This is a genomic window from Streptococcus mitis (genome assembly GCF_946190275.1).
GTDB classification, from domain to species: Bacteria; Bacillota; Bacilli; order Lactobacillales; family Streptococcaceae; genus Streptococcus; species Streptococcus mitis_DC.
The window spans coordinates 21,713-39,897 of record NZ_CAMHZQ010000006.1 but is presented as its reverse complement, the minus strand read 5'-3'; the positions used below and the strand labels follow the sequence as shown (position 1 = coordinate 39,897).

Below are 18,185 nucleotides of genomic sequence, written 5' to 3'. Positions count from 1 at the left end.
TTTCCTTATGATAAATCTTTTTTCAACAATTGATAAAAATCTGCTAGAGATTTCAATTCCTTAGAAGCCTTCATCTTGGTTTGATAGTCTTCCTTGTGACTTAGTAAGTGAGAAAGCTTCTCTTCCAAACTGTCCAAGGTCAAATCGCTTTCTTGAAGCTCTTCTGCATAGCCTTTTTTTACAAAGTAGGCTGCATTTTCAATCTGGTCACCACGACTAGCTTCACGACCAAGTGGCACAATGACATGTAATTTTGCCATGGCCAAGAGCTCAAAAATCGTATTGGCACCACCACGCGTCACAACAATGTCAGCCAATTCCATCAAAGGTTGATAGAGATTGGTCACATAGTCAACACGAAAAAGATTTTGGCTCAACTCGTTCAGGCTAGAATCTCCAGTTAGATTGATAATATTATAGCGCTCTGTCAACTCTTTCTTATGGTCTGTCACCAATTGGTTAAAGACACGAGCGCCTGCAGAACCACCGACAAACAATACAGTTGGCAATTTAGGATTAAAGTGGGTTTGAATATCCACCAATTCATCTGGTTCTGGATTTTTTTGGTCTGAAACCTTTGTCACTGCTCCCACATGCTCGATCTTAGACAAACTCGAAGCTTGTTCAAAGGTTGAATACATCTTCGTCGCAAATTTATAGGCGATTTTATTGGCCAAGCCCATAGACAGGTCAGATTCGTGAATAAAGACAGGCACTCCTGACACACGTGCTGCGATAACAGGCGGCACTGAGACAAAGCCTCCCTTTGAAAAAAGGGCCTGTGGACGCAGTCGCAACATGATAAAGAGCGATTGGACGATTCCCCAGCCAACTTTGAAGACATCCAGCATATTTTGCCAAGAGAAATAACGACGCAATTTCCCAGTCGCAATGGAGTGGAAAGTGACATCCAAGCCTGACTTGAGGATTTCTTGGTGTTCAATACCACGCTTGTCCCCGATATAGTGGACTTCCCAACCATCTTCGATGAACTTGGGCATTAACAAAAGATTGAGGGTAACGTGTCCAACCGTCCCCCCACCTGTAAAGACAATTTTTTTCATATTATTCCTTTAACTCCGCTACTGTGTCGATAAAGAGGTCGCCACGTACTTCAAAGTTAGCATACATATCCCAGCTGGCATTGGCAGGACTGAGAAGGACTACATCTCCTTGAGTCGCAAGTTCATAGGCCTTGCGGGTCGCATCAGCAATATCAGTCGCATCCACATAAGACACACCAGCCTTATCTGCTGCCCGTTTGACACGCTCAGCAGATTGACCAAGGATGATCATCTTCTTAAGTCCAGTGATGTCTGGCACCAATTCGTCAAACTCATTCCCACGGTCCAAACCACCTGCAATCAAGATGACCTTGCTGTTGTCAAATCCTGACAAGGCTTTTTGAGTCGCCAAGATATTGGTTGACTTGCTATCATTATAGAACTTGACACCCTTGATTTCATCCACAAATTGGAGACGGTGTTTGACACCACCAAAGGCTGAAAGAGTTTCCTTGATGGTTTGGTTGTCCACACCACGAAGCTTGGCTACTGCAATAGTCGCAAGAGCATTTTCTACATTGTGGCTACCTGGAACTCCGATTTCACTAGCTGCCATGACCACTTCCCCACGGAAGTAGAGTTGACCATCTTCCAGATAAGCTCCATCAACCTTTTCCAATGTTGAAAATGGAACAACAGTGGCTTGTGTTTTGCTAGCCAATTTTTTTGCCAATTCTTGGTTAAAGTTCAAGACAAGGAAATCAGCTGCTGTCATCTTGTTCTGGATATTCCACTTGGCTGCCACATATTCCTCAAATGATCCATGGTAGTCGATATGAGTTGGCATGAGGTTAGTAATAACCGCAATCTCAGGATGGAATTCTTGAACGCCCATGAGTTGGAAAGAAGAAAGCTCCATGACAAGCGTGTCCTTATCTGTCGCAGTTTGGGCCACTTGACTAGCAGGATAGCCGATATTTCCTGATAAGAGACCATGTTGACCAGCAGCAGTCAAAACTTCCCCAATCATGGTCGTTGTGGTTGTTTTACCATTTGAACCTGTGATACCAACAATCGGTGCTTCTGAAATCAAGTAAGCCAATTCTACCTCAGTCAAGACTGGGATACCTTTAGCCAAAGCCTTTTCAATCATGGGATTGCTGTAGGGGATACCTGGATTTTTCACCATCAGGGCAAACTCTTCATCCAAGAGTTCCAAAGGATGACCACCTGTGATGACCTTGATCCCTTCTTCCAGCAAACTTTGCGCAGCTGGATTGTCCTCAAAAGGTTTGCCGTCATTTACCGTCACAATGGCACCTAGCTTGTCCAACAAACGAGCTGCAGATTCACCAGACTTGGCCAAACCTAAAACAAGGACTTTCTTATTTTTAAATTGATCTATTACTTTCATGTCTCAAACTCCATTTCTACTCCTACTATTTTACCATTTTTATGGAAATAAAAAAGCCACAAAGTGTGTTTGTGACTCTTTCTTCTAACTGATACTCTTCGAAAATCAAATTCAAACCACGTCAGCTTCGCCTTGCCGTACTCAAGTACAGCCTGCGGCTAGCTTCCTAGTTTGCTTTTTGATTTTCATTGAGTATGAATCTTACCATAGCATCTATGTGATAAATCGGTAACTCGAATGACTTGGTCCACTTGCTCCCAAATCAGAGGATTGTGGGTCGCAATAATGATGGTCCGATTCGGATTTTTTAAAGATTCTAGGATAGAAAGTAATTCCTCAGAGTTTTTGGGGTCTAGTGAAGCGGTTGGTTCATCTGCGAGAATCAAAGGTGGATCCTTTAAAATTATCTTCGCTAATGCAACACGTTGTGCTTCTCCTCCTGATAACTCAAATATAGGTTGCTTTAAATCTAAATAAGAGAGGTTAACACGGTTTAGAGCTTGTTTCATCAAAGAGATTTTCTCTTTTTCTTTCAACTTTTTACCAACTAAACCCAGATTGAGGTTCTCTTTGACGGTTTGGCTTTCGATTAAGCCAAAATCTTGAAATAGGTATCCTAAGTAATCTCTAAAGAAAACAGAAGGCTTGATGTCCTTAAGAGAAGTACCATCATAGATGATTTGTCCTTTGTCAGATGGCTCTAATCGTCCAATCATATTCAAGAGTGTTGTCTTACCACAGCCACTTGTACCGATTAAGGCATAAATTTTCCCACCTTCAAAATGAAGATTCGTATCTGAAAATAGCTGACGGCTTCCAAATTTTTTAGATATATTCTTTAGTTCAATCATCCTATTTTCCTTTCATAATTGTCATAGAAACACGAGATTCTTTATGAGCTTGACGGTAAAGCGTCAAAACTGCACTAGCTAGAAAGACGAATAAAGTGAGCAAGCCAATTACCCAGTCTCGACTGCGTAAAATAAAGAGACTAGCACCAAATACAAAACTGGCAAATTGGCTAACCATATACTGAGCATGTGTTTCAAAAAATCGTAAGCCTGAAATTCGTTTAATCAAGATATCTCGGCGGAATTGCTCGAAATAGAGAAGATTGACAGAATAAAAGAGTAACAAGGAACTAGCTATTCCAACAATAGCTCCTAGGATTAAAGTTGCCGTTTCAGTTTGAACTTCATTATAACGAGTTAGATAAACACTTCTTCCTTCTTTAAGATAAGATACTTGCTCATAAATTCCAGCTTTCTTTAAGAGTTCTAGCCCACTCTCATATCCTTTGATAAAGAGTTGTTTTCCAGCATTGATAGACCAAATAGATTTGGAAATGATACTATCACCTGTAGATGTTGGAGTGAACACAACTAAAATCGGATCGGTTAAGTACTGGATGGATACTGGACTTTCACCATTATTATAAATAAATCTCTTTTCGCCTGTTGGAAGATAGCTAACAATCGCTCTCGTTTCATACTCTAAAGGAGCGTTTTTATCCTCACTTGATTGTCCGTAATAGTTCAAACTCTCTTCAAAAGCTTTCTTAAGTTCTGCTTCCTGTGAACGAAGAGATTCTGGTAATAAGAGTCCAAATTCTCCTTTTTGAAGATGAGCTAGTTTCTGTCTAGTCTCATCATTTACAGTAACATTTTCCTTGTCCAAATAACTTGGGCTTATATAGAGAACATTAGCATCTGGACTATAGGTATCCAGTGTTTCCTCTTTTTCATTTTTTCCTTGAGGATTTGCAAAATGAATGAGATTATCTTTTACAAATAGAGCCTGTTCTTTTTCAACTGCTTCTTTGGAAAATTCATACCACTTATTCAGATTTTCTGTATCTTTTCCTCTATCACCTAAGCCAAAAGAAATTTGATAATAGTCTGCTCTATCCTGCCATGCTTGTTTTGAAATTTCAAGTTCTTTCAATCGTTGGTAAGACGTCAAGCCTGTCTTAACAGCGTAGCCCACTGTAAAAACAGCTACTAACTGACACAATAAGGTTAAAATCATCAAGCGTTTAAGGGGTAATCTCCCCTTAATAACAGGAACTAATGCTTTGTAACTCAAACTCATTAGATAAAGGAGCATTAGTAAAATTGAAATCGCCAATAAAAACAACAGATAGAGACTAATCCCAAAACCATAGGTAGCTAACAAGATAGGATAAAACAAACCTTGGCTAAAAAGAACGACTCCCCCACCTAGGAAGGAAAGGAGGGCTGATAAAAGTAGCCACTTGATATCAGTAGATAAAGAATGCCCCATGATGGATAAGAGAGTCTGACCAGAAAAGAGTTTTATACCTGCTGCTCTCATTTCCTTAATCCGAGTGATAATCACTAAAGCAAAGAAAGATAAGCCAAATATTGCTAAACTAATTAGAATAAGTGGATTTAGTAAAATTCGAAAAGCAAGAGAATAGGGCGGTGTCTTTCGGTCAGCAATTGCTTTATAACCCAAATCTCCTAATTTATCGGCTAGCTTTTCTTTCGTCAAGGAGCCTGATAAAAGGAGATAACTATTTAGCGGATCACTACGTTCACGACTTTCTTGACTAGCTTCTTGGAATTCTTTTGGTAAAGTTCCCTGACCATAAGTTGCATAAGCAAAGTGAGTCGTCCCATCCTTACTCGGCTCTACGATTCTTCTAGCTATTAAACTCTGTTCTGAGTTTGCAAAATTCTCCAATTCCTGTTCAAATACCTCACGTGTCGGTTCCTGAGTATCTTTTTTGACACGAAGTAAAGAGACGGAATCATAGCTTGCATATAAATATTGTGGAGCACGTAAGACAATAATCCAAGCAAGGAAGATGCTGAGAAAAAAAGTTGATAATAATATGAATAGTTTCTTCATAGTAGACTCCTTGTATAAGAGAATAACCCTATAGAAAGAAATTTTACAGTTTATAAATTCTTAGAATTATTTTCCTAGTTTAATCAATCACACCCTGAGCACCAAGACAACAATACTCTTCAAAAATCTCTTCAAACTGCGTCAACGTCGCCTTGCCGTAGATATATGTAACTGACTTCGTCAGTCTTATCTACAACCTCAAAGCAGTGCTTTGAGCAACCTGCGGCTAGTTTCCTAGTTTGCTCTTTGATTTTCATTGAGTATAAATTTAATCCTTTCTTATTTTGAAAGCGATTTCTTATAACTTAAGTATATCACTTTCTATATAATCTATCAACATATTTTACAAAAATATTATTAGTAATATAATTTGACAGTTCCCTTAAAAATAGATGACATTAGCGGATTTTATTCCAGTTTCCGCCTTTATACTTTACAAGCAAAAGAGATGATGTTATAGTAAAAGGCAATTCAAACTATTGTAAAATTTCTACAAAAAAAGAGAGCCAAAACTCTCTTTTTATCTTCTTTTGTTTTTACTGACCGACATGAGGGTAATATCTCGCAAGCTAAAGTATGCTAGGAGGAGCATAGCGACTGCGATGAAGAATTCTGTCGGTAGCTGAAAAATTTGCAGGACAGACAACATGAGCAAAATCAAAAGTGCTACAAAAGCAAAGACGACAAGGACGATATTGACTGTCCCTTTAATGCTTTCTGGTGTCGCAAATACATAGAGTAGTAATAAGAGGAGTCCTATGATTAAATAAACCATCTTTATCTCTTTCTAGCTCTTATTCAGCTGATTTTTTCTTCTTGTTAGCTTTCTCACGCTCTGCCTTGTTAAGGATTTGTTTACGCAAACGGATAGACTCAGGAGTTACTTCCATATACTCATCGTCGTTCAAGAACTCAAGAGACTCTTCAAGTGTCAAGATACGAGGTGTCTTGATAACAGCTGTTTGGTCCTTAGTAGCTGAACGAACGTTGGTCATTTGTTTAGCCTTAGTGATGTTAACTGTCAAGTCGTTTTCACGAGAGTTTTCACCGATGATCATTCCTTCATAAACCTCAGTACCTGGGTTGACAAAGATCGTACCACGCTCTTCGATAGACATGATTGAGTAAGTTGTAGCCTTACCAGCATCGATAGAAACAAGGGCACCACGGTGACGACCACCAATTTCGCCTGGAATCAATGGCAAGTATTGGTCGAAGGTATGGTTCATGATACCGTAACCACGAGTCATTGACAAGAACTCAGTTGAGTAACCGATCAACCCACGCGCTGGAACAAGGAAGACCAAACGAGTTTGACCATTACCAGTTGAAATCATATCCAACATTTCACCCTTACGTTCAGAAAGGCTTTGGATAACAGATCCTTGGTATTCTTCTGGAGTGTCGATTTGAACACGTTCAAATGGCTCACATTTAACACCGTCGATTTCTTTTACGATAACCTCTGGACGAGATACTTGAAGTTCATATCCCTCACGACGCATTGTTTCGATAAGGATTGACAAGTGCAATTCTCCACGTCCTGAAACAGTCCATTTATCTGGTGAATCAGTTGGGTCAACACGAAGGGAAACGTCTGTTTGCAATTCAGCCTGCAAGCGTTCTTCCACCTTACGAGAAGTTACCCATTTACCTTCTTTACCAGCAAATGGTGAGTTGTTGACCAAGAATGTCATTTGAAGAGTTGGCTCATCGATGTGTAGGATTGGAAGAGCTTCAACTGCATCTGTCGGAGTAATGGTTTCACCGACAAAGATATCTTCCATACCTGAAACGGCAATCAAGTCACCTGCTTTGGCTTCTTGGATTTCACGACGTTCCAAGCCAAAGAAACCAAAGAGTTTTGTAACACGGAAGTTTTTAGTTGTGCCGTCAAGTTTAGAAAGGGTAACTTGGTCCCCAACCTTAACTGTACCACGGAAGACACGACCGATACCGATACGTCCAACGAAGTCATTGTAGTCCAAAAGTGACACTTGGAACTGCAAAGGCTCATCTGAGTTATCTACTGGAGCAGGGATATGGTCGATAATCGTGTCAAAGATTGGTGCCATAGTAGCTTCTTGGTCAGCTGGATCATCTGACAATGAAGAAGTTCCGTTGATCGCTGAAGCATACACCACTGGGAAGTCAAGCTGGTCGTCATCTGCACCAAGCTCGATGAAAAGTTCCAAGACTTCGTCCACTACTTCTGCTGGACGAGCTGATGGTTTATCGATTTTGTTAACAACAACGATTGGGACAAGGTCTTGTTCCAAGGCTTTTTTCAATACGAAACGAGTTTGTGGCATGGTTCCTTCGTAGGCATCTACGACCAAGACAACACCGTCAACCATTTTCATGATACGCTCAACTTCTCCACCGAAGTCCGCGTGTCCTGGTGTGTCCATGATGTTGATACGAGTTCCGTTGTAGGCAACGGCTGTATTTTTAGCAAGAATGGTAATTCCACGCTCTTTTTCGATATCGTTTGAGTCCATAGCACGCTCAGCCAATTCAGTACGTGCATCAAGCGTTTCTGATTGTTTCAATAATTCGTCAACGAGGGTTGTCTTCCCGTGGTCAACGTGGGCGATAATCGCAATGTTACGGATATCTTCTCTTAATTTTGTCATGATTTCCTCTATAATATTCAAAATTTATTTTCTAACTGAACGATTATACCATAATTTCAAGTAAATAACATAATTCAAGCAAGTGTAAATGTTTTCACTCTGCTTTTCTTTTCATGTCAAGCCTTTTCAAAGCAAGCGACTTATGATAAGATAGGCACAGTATGCGTTTAGATAATTTATTAGCCCAAGAAAAAGTCAGCCGAAAGGCCATGAAACAAGCCTTACTCAAAGGGGACATTCTCGTCGATGGTTGCCCAGCCCGCTCCCTAGCCCAAAATATCGATACAGGACTACAGGAACTCCTTTTTCAGGAACAAATCATTCAAGGCTATGAGCACACCTATCTTATGCTTCATAAGCCTGCTGGTGTCGTTACAGCCAACAAAGACAAGGAACTTCCAACCGTCATGGACTTGCTTCCGCCTGACATCCAGTCTGACAAGCTCTATGCTGTCGGCCGACTGGACCGAGATACGACGGGTCTCCTCCTCTTGACCGACAACGGTCCCTTGGGCTTTCAGCTCCTCCATCCCCAATATCATGTCGATAAAACTTATCGAGTTGAGGTCAATGGACTTCTAACACCTGACCATATCCAAGCCTTTCAAAAAGGAATTGTCTTTTTAGATGGCACTATCTGTAAACCTGCAAGACTAGAGATTCTATCTGCAAGTCCTTCCCTCAGTCAAGCCTCCATCACCATTTCAGAAGGAAAATTTCATCAGGTCAAGAAAATGTTCCTATCAGTTGGTGTCAAGGTGACATCCCTCAAACGCACCCATTTTGGACCTTGGAGCTTGGATGAGAATCTTCAAGCAGGAGACTATCGTCCCCTAAACTCAGAAGAATTGGCAAGCATTCGTGACTTTCTCAGAAAAAGTGGTTAAAAAATGAGCTCGGAAACATCCAAGCTCGTTTTCTTATTTCTCAACTTTGACTTTCCCTTTCCAAGAATCCAATCCATAAGAAAGGATATAAATCTCAGAAAAACCTTGTTTTTTCAAGTAAAGGGCTGCATTTGTGACACGTTGCGCACGTTGGTTTTCGTAAAGAAGGACAGGTTTATCTTTACGAAAGGCTGCAAGACTAGTTTTCAACTGACTTGAAGGAATATTGCGGGCCCCAAGGATATGTTTTCTGTGGAATTCTGCTGGGTCGCGCAAATCAATCAATTGACCCGTACGAATCAAGGCTTCAAACTCCTCATTGTCTACAATTTTAGCCGCACGGCGAATACGAAGATAGTTAAAACCCATCCACGCCAACATTGCTAGTATAAGTGCCCACAAAATCCAAGTAACCATTAGTTCTTTTCTCCATTTTTCTCAATATAATCCAATTCTACCTTGTGCTCTCTGCGAAGAACCGCTTCTGCTTCTAGATAGTCTAATTTGTCCATCAACCCTGCATCGTAAATCCGTGAGAGTTCCAACTTCATCAGTTCAATATCATATAAGCGTTTTCCCATGTAAACAATAATACCAAATCGTTTGAGGAATTGCTGCACATCATAGAATGTTTTCATAAGACTCATTCTAGCAAAATTTTGTGTTTTTTTCAAGAAGAGACTCACACAAGAAGTAGCACAGAAATTAAAAAAGCTGCATCTTCTGCAACTTTTTAATCTGGTGGGAAATATCCCAACTGCTCAGCGATGTGAATCGCCTCCTGCCTGTTAGTCACTCCCAATTTTGAAAAGATATTGGCCAAGTGATTGGAAACTGTACGTTTACTCACATAGACATTGTCACAGACATCATCAATGGTCAAGCCATTTCTAACCAGTTCTAGTATCTCGATTTCTCGTGGTGTTAGCACCTCTACCATCACTTCATCTGAAAAGACCTTACCACCTAGATAAATCTTTTCCAGTTTTTTCACCAACTCATCTGGGTCCATACTTTTATCTAGAAAGCCATAAGCTCCCATAGCTTTAGCTCGGTGTTCATACATCTTTTTGCTGTATCCCGTTAAAATTACAATCTTACTAGAACAACCATTGTCGATAATTTCTTGTGCCAAGGTCAGCCCATCATCTTGATACAGACTCGTCAGGTTGATATCAATCAAAATAATGTCGTAGTCATTAAAAGCAATCTCCGAAATAGTCGAAAAATTATCCACTAACTGGACCTTTTTAATGTTTTCCGATAACTCTAAAATCATCTTGATACTTTGGCTAAATAATTTATGATCATCAATTAACAAAATTTTCATAACACAACTCCTTATCAATCGGGAGAGTAATTTCTACACGAAATCTCTTATTATTTTCAAAAATCTGCATCTGACCACCTAAAACACTAATTTTATTAGACATATTTTTCAAGCCATAACCTAAGGATTTTTCTGTTTGAAGGCAGTTATTTTCAGAAATGATAAAAATAGCGTCATCATGCACATCAATCTTCAAATAAATCCTTCCACCACTAGCGTACTTAACGGCATTGGTCGTCAGTTCCTCAACTAGACGATAGGCAATTTTATCGTAAGGAGATAAAAGCCTAAAGTGAACAGGAAACTGTGTGACAACTTCATTTTCTGCGTGATAGCGCTTGACAATCCGATTAATCAGCCCTTGATACTGGATGTCTAACTGCTCGTCTGTTTCTACCATTGGCTGATAATAATCCATCCGCTCGCGAATCCGCTGAACCAACTCCTCTGTCACCAGATTGATCTGTTCACCAAAAGCTTGATTGCTACTATATTTATTGAAATTTTTTATTGCCATCACATTTTGCAGGATTTCATTGTGAAGAAATTCGGAGAACTGTTGTTCTGTGTCTTCATTTGCCAGCAGACTTTTCACCATACGATTACGCTTTAAAAAGAGAACTTTTACATAATCCCTAGCATCTAACATTTCAGCAGAACGAAAGAGGCGAATCAATTCTTCCGAACAAATCCCGAACAATAGTAACATGATATTCAATACCAAAAAGCTCATATTTAAGTCTAAATGAAAGATGATGAAAATGCCTACTAACAAAAACAGAACCAGTAAAAACAAGCGTGAAAAAGCTTTTATATAGGACAATTTCAACTCTGATACCCTTTTTTGAAGAGAGCTGACAATCGTTTTGAAGTGTAAAAAAGCTAAGATACCAAGAATTTCTAGATACCAGACTAAGTTCATCACTCCTAAACCCCTCGTATTGATATACAAAAAGAAATAAGAAAGAGGCAATATTAAAGCTAATATCCACAAATTTCGTCTCTGATACTTGAGTTTACTTTTCAACTCTTTATGATATAAAATCAGTAAAATCAAGGGAACAAGGTTTAAAAAGAAAGACGCAAACAAGGACAGAAAGAGAAAAATTGAAGGACCTAACAGATACGAACTAATGGTGATTAGTGTCAACACAAAGGACACACTCAACAGTTCTTCTCCCATTTTCTCTCCCAGAAAGATAATAGACAGAGAACTATATACCAATAAAAAAGAGTTGAGCGGATGAAGAATATCAAAAAAGTGCAACAGGGTGTTCGTAACTCCTTGATTAAATATGGATTGCCAGCTAATGAGAAACATCATCAGGAGCAACCAAAGTTTCAACTCACTATACCGAAAGGTCACAATATTACAAATATAACTAAATGCAATTAAAGCAATAATCAGCAATAAAACCATCTGCAAGGAAAAATCTGTCGAAAAGTCCAGAGGAATCCTATAATAAATATAAATCATTAAAGCTAGATGATTAAAAATCGTCAACCACCACAATAAAAGTGAGTTTTTCGAGAGCGATTTGACAAACTGTTTCATATGTATCTACTTCCTGAACTACTTTAATATTATTATAACACAATACCAGAATTGCAGGATAGGCAACTCTGGTATTTGACTTAATTTTCAATAATTTGCCAACTTACTCTGTAAGTCACTAGCAAGTAAAGAACAAAGAGTAAAACCGCTACTCCCAGATAGGTGATATCAATAGAAATGCTGGTATTAGCGAAATTCTCAAAATAGCCCAAAAGAGCGGTACTCAAGGCAAGTGCTAGAGGACCTGCGATGACCAGCGGAACCAAGAAATAACTTAGAATCTGTTGCAAAAGAATAGAGCGATTTTGCTTTCTCTTGTTCCCAAGAAGGTATAAGATTTGATAATCATTAACACTATCCAAAGCACTTGTAGAAGTTTGAAGGGACAAGATACTGAGGGAAATAATGATAAAAATAACACTAACAAAAATCATGACAAAGACAATGACGCCCATAAATCCAAGATAAATCTCAGATAATCTCACCTTACTTTGATAAGTGAAGTCATTTACTTCTGCACCATCCACCGTAAAGTAATGCTTATCAACCCACTCTTTCAAAAATGTTTCAATTTTTCTTTTATCAATATTTTCTTTATATTTAACCACATAAGTTGTAAAATCTTCGTTCAATTCTTTAATAACTTTATCTGGTACAATAAGAGTCCCCGAATCATTTAATCCTACTGAAGAAAGAAAATAAACAGTATCTAATGGTTGGGACGATGCCAATTTTAAAGAATAACCGCCAATCGATAAATCTTTCGTTTGTAGTAAAAATTCTTGGATTTGTTTAATGGTTCCTTTGTAATTGGCATTTACTAGATAGCCATCATCAGCTAAGTCAATATCTTTTTTGCCTTGTAGTTTTCTTAGATGATTATAAGCTGAAATCCCTAAAATATGGACTTTTGAATCAGGCAACCCTTTATCGTGCTCCCATAACTGACTAGTATCTATTATATCTTTATAAGTCAAATCACTCGTAAAAGTTGAATAAACATATTCTTCTTTTACGACATCAAAATCAAAGCCGCCTGCTTGTAATCTATCTTTTACACTCTCGTTTCCATAATGAAACTCATTACCTCTATATAAATTGACTTGTAAATCATAAGGGGCATAACGATTCAACTCATGGTTCATAGTCGTATAGGCACTACCACTAAAAACTAGTAAGCTGAGAGCCAGTGTCAAGGTCAAGGATAAGACAGCCAACGTGACCGAATTACTATCAGCTTGTTTTGAAAATTGACGAACTTTAAAACTGTTTAGTTTGTTATAGTAGGTTTGAGGCAGTTTTCTAAGGGAAACCAAGATAAAATGGCTCAAGGTATTGTAAAACAAAATCACAAAAATCGCGAAGACAGATACCAGCAAGATACCCCAGCTTTTCAAGAATGATAGATGGTGATAGTCTGAAAAATAGAGAGCACCAAAACCGATAACAGCTGTCGAAAGAATAAAAAGAAGTGCTTGAAGAACTGGCTTGCCTTTTGCCAAGACAGATTTCTTGACCCCATTTTCTTGAATGAGTGCAATGATATTTTGCTTTCTAAAGGTAAGAATGTCCATGACACCAACAATAAGACTGGTTACCAAATAGGAATAAACTAGTAAGATGACAGACTTGCTATCAAAGAAAAGCAGACTACCAAAGTAATTGGCCATAAAAAACTCAGATGCAATCTTAGCTAGAATGACCAGTAAAATCAATCCAAGCAAGAAACCTAGAATCAAGGAAAAGATATTGACCAGCATGGTTTCAAAGAACAGGGTACCGATAATCTGCTTCTTCTTCATTCCCAGCGTTGCATAAAGTCCCAGCTCTTTCTTACGCCGTCCCAGGACAAAGTTTGTGGAATAAACGACGAGAAAGGCAATCGCCGATAGAATCAGATAGGAAAGCAAGCCCATGTACTGACTCATCACCGTCGTCAACATTTCCTTTGCTCCTGATAAACTCTGCATCACTGGATGGCTTGGTAAAGCATTAAAAGCGTAGAGCAAGCTATAAATCAAGGTCAGACTAAAAAAATAGATGGTATAGGTCTGTAAATTTCGAAATACATTTCGTAAAATCAATTTTGGATACATACTCTCCCCCTCCTATCTGGTACGACTGTAAATCTCTTGCAAATACTGTTCATTAGATAAGCTGTTACGTTCCAAATCATCCATAATCTTTCCATCACTGAGTAGCACCATCCGTGAGGAATACTTGGCTGCGGCAGGGTCATGCGTAACCAGTAAAATGGTAATGCCAAAACTTTTATTGATTTCCTGCAAAAGCGCCATCAGTTTTTCAGAATTGGCAGAGTCCAAGGCTCCTGTCGGCTCATCTGCAATAATCAGTTTAGAATCATCAATCAAGGCTCTGGCAGTTGCCACACGTTGTCGCTGACCACCTGATAACTGATTAGGAAACTTATCTTTTAAGTTTTGGATGGCCAACTTATCCAAAATTTCCTCAATCTTATCCTGATGTTTTTTGATATTTTTCCCCTGAATTTGAAGAGGTAGAACAATATTTTCATAAACTGTCAAGGTTTCCACCAAGTTGTAGGCTTGGAAAATATAGGAAATGTTTTTAGCACGATAGTCAGCTAGTTTATTTTCCTTGGCATGGATGATGTCAAAATCTTCAAATCGAATCTCACCTGATGTTGGTTTATCAATCGTTGAAATACAGTTGAGAAGTGTTGTTTTTCCACTACCACTGGCTCCCATAATTGCCAGAAATTCACCTTTTTCAACGGACAGGTTCACATCTGATAAAGCATGAACGATACTATCCCCTTGACCAAATGTTTTCGTTAATCCTGTCACAATAAGCTGTTTCATCATTTCATTCCTCCGTTTCTTTATTACGCTCTCATTATACGGTTTCTTTCAAGGTTTGCCATGAGTATTTTGTGCAATATATTCAAGTTATAAAAAACCGATGCCTTTTTCAGGTATCGGTTGATGTTGATTATTTGCGATCGTTTCTTTTTTTCATAAAGTAAACAATCCCTATGACAACAACTCCTAAGACCAGTACAGGTGCATAGAAATCTAGTGTCCCAATAATTCCTTCCATTTTATCCTCCTGTCAAAAAATAGAGAGTTTTATCCACAGCGCACGTTTGGCGAAATACATTCATAAGAATATGTAAACCACCAACCACAGCGCCCCTGTGCTGTTAATCTAACAGCCGTACGCCACCCAGCAGCAGATTTACCATCCAATTCTTGGCTATTAATTTCCATAATCCAAAGAATCAATCTCAAAGTTGTCTTGTTTTATTTGTATTTATCCCCGTAAATATAACACCAAATCAAAATGTTGTCAATGTTTTGTAATAAAACACTAGAATTTTCCTGTTGTTTTATCTAACAGCGAACATTATTTCTCGTACACTCATAGGAATAGGTGAAACACAATCCACAGAGACCTGCTAGTGTCATTTTAAAATCTGTGTATCACCAGCTCCTGATTGCTACTTTTCAACCTCAAAACTTAGAGAATCAATCTCTGAACGATTTGTATTTTTAGCCATAAAGTTGCCTCCTTCCTTCTTTTAAATGATCATCTTTACAGTAACTAGTATAAACTCTAGTATTGGCTAAGTAATGAGTAAATCGTGCAAGTTTCTTATTTTCGAGGAAAATTTTTATAGTGCCCAATACATACCTTGCTCAGCTACTTTTTTACCTTATTTACTAAATGATTTAGAAGTTTCTTCTTAACTGCTTTACAGAGACTCACACAATACTCCTGATTTTCCTATCTTCTTTGGCGATTCTGAGGCAAGTGTGGTACAATAAAAACATGAGAATTCAACAATTACACTATATTATCAAAATCGTCGAAACTGGCTCCATGAATGAGGCAGCCAAGCAGCTCTTTATCACTCAACCTAGTCTTTCCAACGCTGTGAGAGATTTGGAAAATGAAATGGGCATTGAAATCTTTATCCGCAATCCCAAGGGTATCACTTTGACCCGTGATGGGATGGAATTTCTCTCTTATGCCCGTCAGGTTGTCGAGCAAACTCAGCTTCTGGAGGAACGTTATAAAAATCCTGTCGCCCACCGCGAACTTTTTAGCGTTTCGTCCCAGCACTATGCCTTTGTAGTCAATGCCTTTGTATCGCTACTCAAAAAAAGTGATATGGAGAAATATGAGCTCTTCCTCCGTGAAACTCGTACTTGGGAGATTATCGACGACGTCAAGAACTTCCGTAGTGAGGTCGGTGTCCTCTTTTTGAACAGCTACAACCGTGATGTACTGACCAAAATGCTGGATGACAATCACCTACTGGCTCACCATCTCTTTACCGCCCAGCCCCATATCTTTGTCAGCAAGACCAACCCTCTGGCAAAGAAAGACAAGGTGAGACTGTCTGATTTGGAGAATTTCCCTTACCTCAGCTATGACCAAGGGACACACAACTCCTTCTACTTCTCTGAAGAGATTCTATCTCAAGAGCACCATAAGAAATCCATCGTAGTCAGCGACCGTGCTACCCTCTTTAATCTCTTGATTGGTTTGGATGGATATACCATTGCAACAGGGATTTTGAACAGCAACCTCAACGGAGACAATATCGTTTCTATCCCACTGGATATTGATGACCCAATTGAACTGGTCTATATCCAGCATGAAAAAACCAGCCTATCTAAGATGGGCGAACGCTTTATCGACTATCTCCTAGAAGAAGTCCAGTTTGATAGTTGAGAAATAATAAGAACCAATATGTAGGCTAGCAACAACCTGCACATTGGTTCTTTTTACTTATAATTAAAAGTTTTCCCTGCCAACTTATCAGCTAGCTTGGGAAAGAGGCTATAAAACTTATGGGCGAGGTTGAGTAAGATTGGGAGATTGAGTTCGCGTTTGTTTTTTCCTATAGTCTTGACAATCTTTTTAGCCACTGCATCTGGTTCTAAAAGGAAGCGGTCAACCGATTTGAGATAGGTGCCATCTGGGTCGGCCTGGTCAAAAAATCCTGTACAGATTGGTCCTGGATTGACTGTTGTCACATAGACTCCATAGGGCATAAGTTCGAGGCGTAACGCATTTGAAAAACCAATGGCCGCAAACTTAGTGGCTGAGTAGAGACTAGACTTGCCAGTAGCAATCAAACCTGCCATGCTAACAATATTGATGATATGGCCTTTTCGACTTTCCTTCATTCGAGCCGCAAGGCGACGAGATAGATTCATCAGGGCAAAGGTATTAACCTCGAACATCTGGTGAATATCTTGGTCAGAAATCTGATCAAATTCCTCAAAAATCCCGTAACCAGCGTTGTTAATCAAGACATCAATCTTGCCATAACGGAGATAGAGGTCTGCTACCAGAGATTCTAAGGCCGAATCATCGGTAATATCGATTTCAATCAATTCTGCATGGGGATGGTCTCCGTAGAGTTGGGCTAATTTTTCCTTGTTTCTACCTAACAAAATCAGTTGGTCATTCGGCAAAAGTTTGACCATTTCTTGGGCTAGACCACCGCTAGCTCCAGTAATGAGAATAATAGACATACTGTTCCTTTCTCAATCTTTTAGATTTCCACTTCTTCCAAATCTTTGACCACATGGACATTTTCAAAGACACTAGCAGCATCTTTCTTGAGCTTGCTGATATCTTTTGAGAGGAAACGAGCACTGATATGGTTGAGCAGGAGTCGTTTGGCACCTGCTTCTACTGCGACCTCCGCTGCCTGCATATTGGTTGAGTGACCATGGTTACGAGCAATTTTTTCATCACCCTTGCCATAAGTGGACTCATGAACAAGGACATCGGCATTGACAGCCAGACGCACACTGGCATCCGTTTTTCGAGTGTCTCCTAAAATAGTGATAATTTTACCTGGACGTGGAGCTGAGATATAGTCTGCTGCCTTGATTTCAGTTCCGTCTTCCAAAACAACGTCCTGACCGTTTTTAATTTTTCCAAAAAGTGGGCCAAATGGTACACCTGCCGCCTTGAGTTTTTCAGCATCCAGCGTTCCTTCAAGGTCCTTTTGAATGACACGATAGCCAACACAGAAAATAGTGTGGTCCAGCTCTTCTGCATACACCGTAAATTTATCGGTCTCAAGGATTTTTCCTAAAGAATCTTGGTCAAACTCATGAAAATGAATACGATAAGGCAGACGCGAACCTGACACACGAAGGCTGGTTAAGACAAATGACTTGATGCCTTGAGGTCCATAGATTTCCAAATCTGTCTGCTCTTCATTGGCCTGAAAGGCACGACTAGAAAGGAATCCTGGCAAGCCAAAAATATGGTCTCCGTGCAAGTGAGTGATAAAGATTTTGCTGACCTTACGTGGTCGAATTGTGGTTTCCAGAATGCGATTTTGCGTACCTTCTCCACAGTCAAAGAGCCAGACTTCGTTAATCTCATCCAAGAGTTTCAGGGCGAGACTTGAAACGTTGCGGGCTTTAGAGGGCTGACCTGCCCCCGTTCCTAAAAATTGAATATCCATTCGA

18 protein-coding genes are annotated in these 18,185 nt (G+C 39.4%); 2 read left to right on the top strand and 16 right to left on the bottom strand.

Annotated elements, in window-relative coordinates:
- Window positions 1-5: 5 nt before the first annotated feature.
- The 6 genes from N8M20_RS04810 to typA all read right to left on the bottom strand — a co-directional run bounded on the left by N8M20_RS04810 (window position 6) and on the right by typA (window position 7,928).
- Window positions 6-1,064: a UDP-N-acetylglucosamine--N-acetylmuramyl-(pentapeptide) pyrophosphoryl-undecaprenol N-acetylglucosamine transferase gene (locus N8M20_RS04810; protein WP_261079274.1), complete on the bottom strand. Its 1,059-nt coding sequence runs from the start codon at window positions 1,062-1,064 to the stop codon at window positions 6-8.
- A gap of 1 nt (window position 1,065) precedes the next feature.
- Entirely contained in the window at window positions 1,066-2,418 is a 1,353-nt protein-coding gene (gene murD / locus N8M20_RS04805) for a UDP-N-acetylmuramoyl-L-alanine--D-glutamate ligase (protein WP_261079273.1), read from the bottom strand.
- A gap of 185 nt (window positions 2,419-2,603) precedes the next feature.
- A complete protein-coding gene (locus N8M20_RS04800; protein WP_261079272.1) occupies window positions 2,604-3,269 on the bottom strand; it encodes an ABC transporter ATP-binding protein in 666 nt (221 codons plus the stop codon).
- A gap of 1 nt (window position 3,270) precedes the next feature.
- On the bottom strand, window positions 3,271-5,292 hold the full coding sequence (locus tag N8M20_RS04795) for a bacteriocin-associated integral membrane family protein (protein WP_261079271.1): 2,022 nt from the start codon (window positions 5,290-5,292) through the stop codon (window positions 3,271-3,273).
- A gap of 520 nt (window positions 5,293-5,812) precedes the next feature.
- A complete protein-coding gene (locus N8M20_RS04790; RefSeq protein WP_261079270.1) occupies window positions 5,813-6,067 on the bottom strand; it encodes a DUF3165 family protein in 255 nt (84 codons plus the stop codon).
- A 19-nt stretch (window positions 6,068-6,086) separates the two neighbouring features.
- On the bottom strand, window positions 6,087-7,928 hold the full coding sequence (gene typA / locus N8M20_RS04785) for a translational GTPase TypA (RefSeq protein ID WP_000164111.1): 1,842 nt from the start codon (window positions 7,926-7,928) through the stop codon (window positions 6,087-6,089).
- A 161-nt stretch (window positions 7,929-8,089) separates the two neighbouring features.
- Here typA and N8M20_RS04780 point away from each other — a divergent pair, with 161 nt between their 5' ends.
- Window positions 8,090-8,815 (top strand): 16S rRNA pseudouridine(516) synthase, encoded by a 726-nt coding sequence (locus tag N8M20_RS04780; RefSeq protein WP_001235027.1) that lies wholly within the window; start codon window positions 8,090-8,092, stop codon window positions 8,813-8,815.
- Between the two features lie 33 nt (window positions 8,816-8,848).
- Here N8M20_RS04780 and N8M20_RS04775 read toward each other — a convergent pair whose 3' ends face one another.
- The 8 genes from N8M20_RS04775 to slmA all read right to left on the bottom strand — a co-directional run bounded on the left by N8M20_RS04775 (window position 8,849) and on the right by slmA (window position 14,951).
- Window positions 8,849-9,232 (bottom strand): rhodanese-like domain-containing protein, encoded by a 384-nt coding sequence (locus tag N8M20_RS04775; RefSeq protein WP_261079269.1) that lies wholly within the window; start codon window positions 9,230-9,232, stop codon window positions 8,849-8,851.
- Complete coding sequence (locus N8M20_RS04770; RefSeq protein WP_000051787.1) at window positions 9,232-9,501, bottom strand: YqgQ family protein; 270 nt, start codon at window positions 9,499-9,501, stop codon at window positions 9,232-9,234. Before N8M20_RS04770 ends, N8M20_RS04775 begins: the two co-directional genes overlap by 1 nt.
- Window positions 9,502-9,548: 47 nt before the next feature.
- Window positions 9,549-10,145, bottom strand: coding sequence for a response regulator transcription factor (locus N8M20_RS04765; RefSeq protein WP_261079268.1), 597 nt, complete (start codon window positions 10,143-10,145; stop codon window positions 9,549-9,551).
- Window positions 10,126-10,854: a sensor histidine kinase gene (locus N8M20_RS04760; RefSeq protein ID WP_261079267.1), complete on the bottom strand. Its 729-nt coding sequence runs from the start codon at window positions 10,852-10,854 to the stop codon at window positions 10,126-10,128. The genes N8M20_RS04765 and N8M20_RS04760 overlap by 20 nt, the downstream gene beginning before the upstream one ends.
- A gap of 926 nt (window positions 10,855-11,780) precedes the next feature.
- Window positions 11,781-13,796: an FtsX-like permease family protein gene (locus N8M20_RS04755; protein ID WP_261079266.1), complete on the bottom strand. Its 2,016-nt coding sequence runs from the start codon at window positions 13,794-13,796 to the stop codon at window positions 11,781-11,783.
- 12 nt (window positions 13,797-13,808) lie between these two features.
- Window positions 13,809-14,543 (bottom strand): ABC transporter ATP-binding protein, encoded by a 735-nt coding sequence (locus N8M20_RS04750; RefSeq protein ID WP_261079314.1) that lies wholly within the window; start codon window positions 14,541-14,543, stop codon window positions 13,809-13,811.
- 130 nt (window positions 14,544-14,673) lie between these two features.
- A complete protein-coding gene (locus N8M20_RS04745) occupies window positions 14,674-14,781 on the bottom strand; it encodes a QVPTGV class sortase B protein-sorting domain-containing protein (protein WP_020901952.1) in 108 nt (35 codons plus the stop codon).
- Between the two features lie 29 nt (window positions 14,782-14,810).
- Entirely contained in the window at window positions 14,811-14,951 is a 141-nt protein-coding gene (gene slmA, locus N8M20_RS04740) for a salivaricin M family lantibiotic (protein ID WP_314726176.1), read from the bottom strand.
- Between the two features lie 562 nt (window positions 14,952-15,513).
- Between slmA and N8M20_RS04730 the strand changes: the two genes are divergently transcribed.
- Entirely contained in the window at window positions 15,514-16,422 is a 909-nt protein-coding gene (locus tag N8M20_RS04730; RefSeq protein ID WP_044813012.1) for a LysR family transcriptional regulator, read from the top strand.
- 53 nt (window positions 16,423-16,475) lie between these two features.
- Here the strand turns inward: N8M20_RS04730 and N8M20_RS04725 are convergent, their stop codons facing one another.
- Both N8M20_RS04725 and rnz read right to left on the bottom strand, forming a co-directional pair.
- Window positions 16,476-17,231, bottom strand: coding sequence for an SDR family NAD(P)-dependent oxidoreductase (locus tag N8M20_RS04725; protein ID WP_261079265.1), 756 nt, complete (start codon window positions 17,229-17,231; stop codon window positions 16,476-16,478).
- A 20-nt stretch (window positions 17,232-17,251) separates the two neighbouring features.
- Window positions 17,252-18,181, bottom strand: a complete 930-nt coding sequence (gene rnz, locus N8M20_RS04720) for a ribonuclease Z (RefSeq protein ID WP_261063122.1) — start codon at window positions 18,179-18,181, stop codon at window positions 17,252-17,254.
- Window positions 18,182-18,185 lie beyond the last annotated feature (4 nt).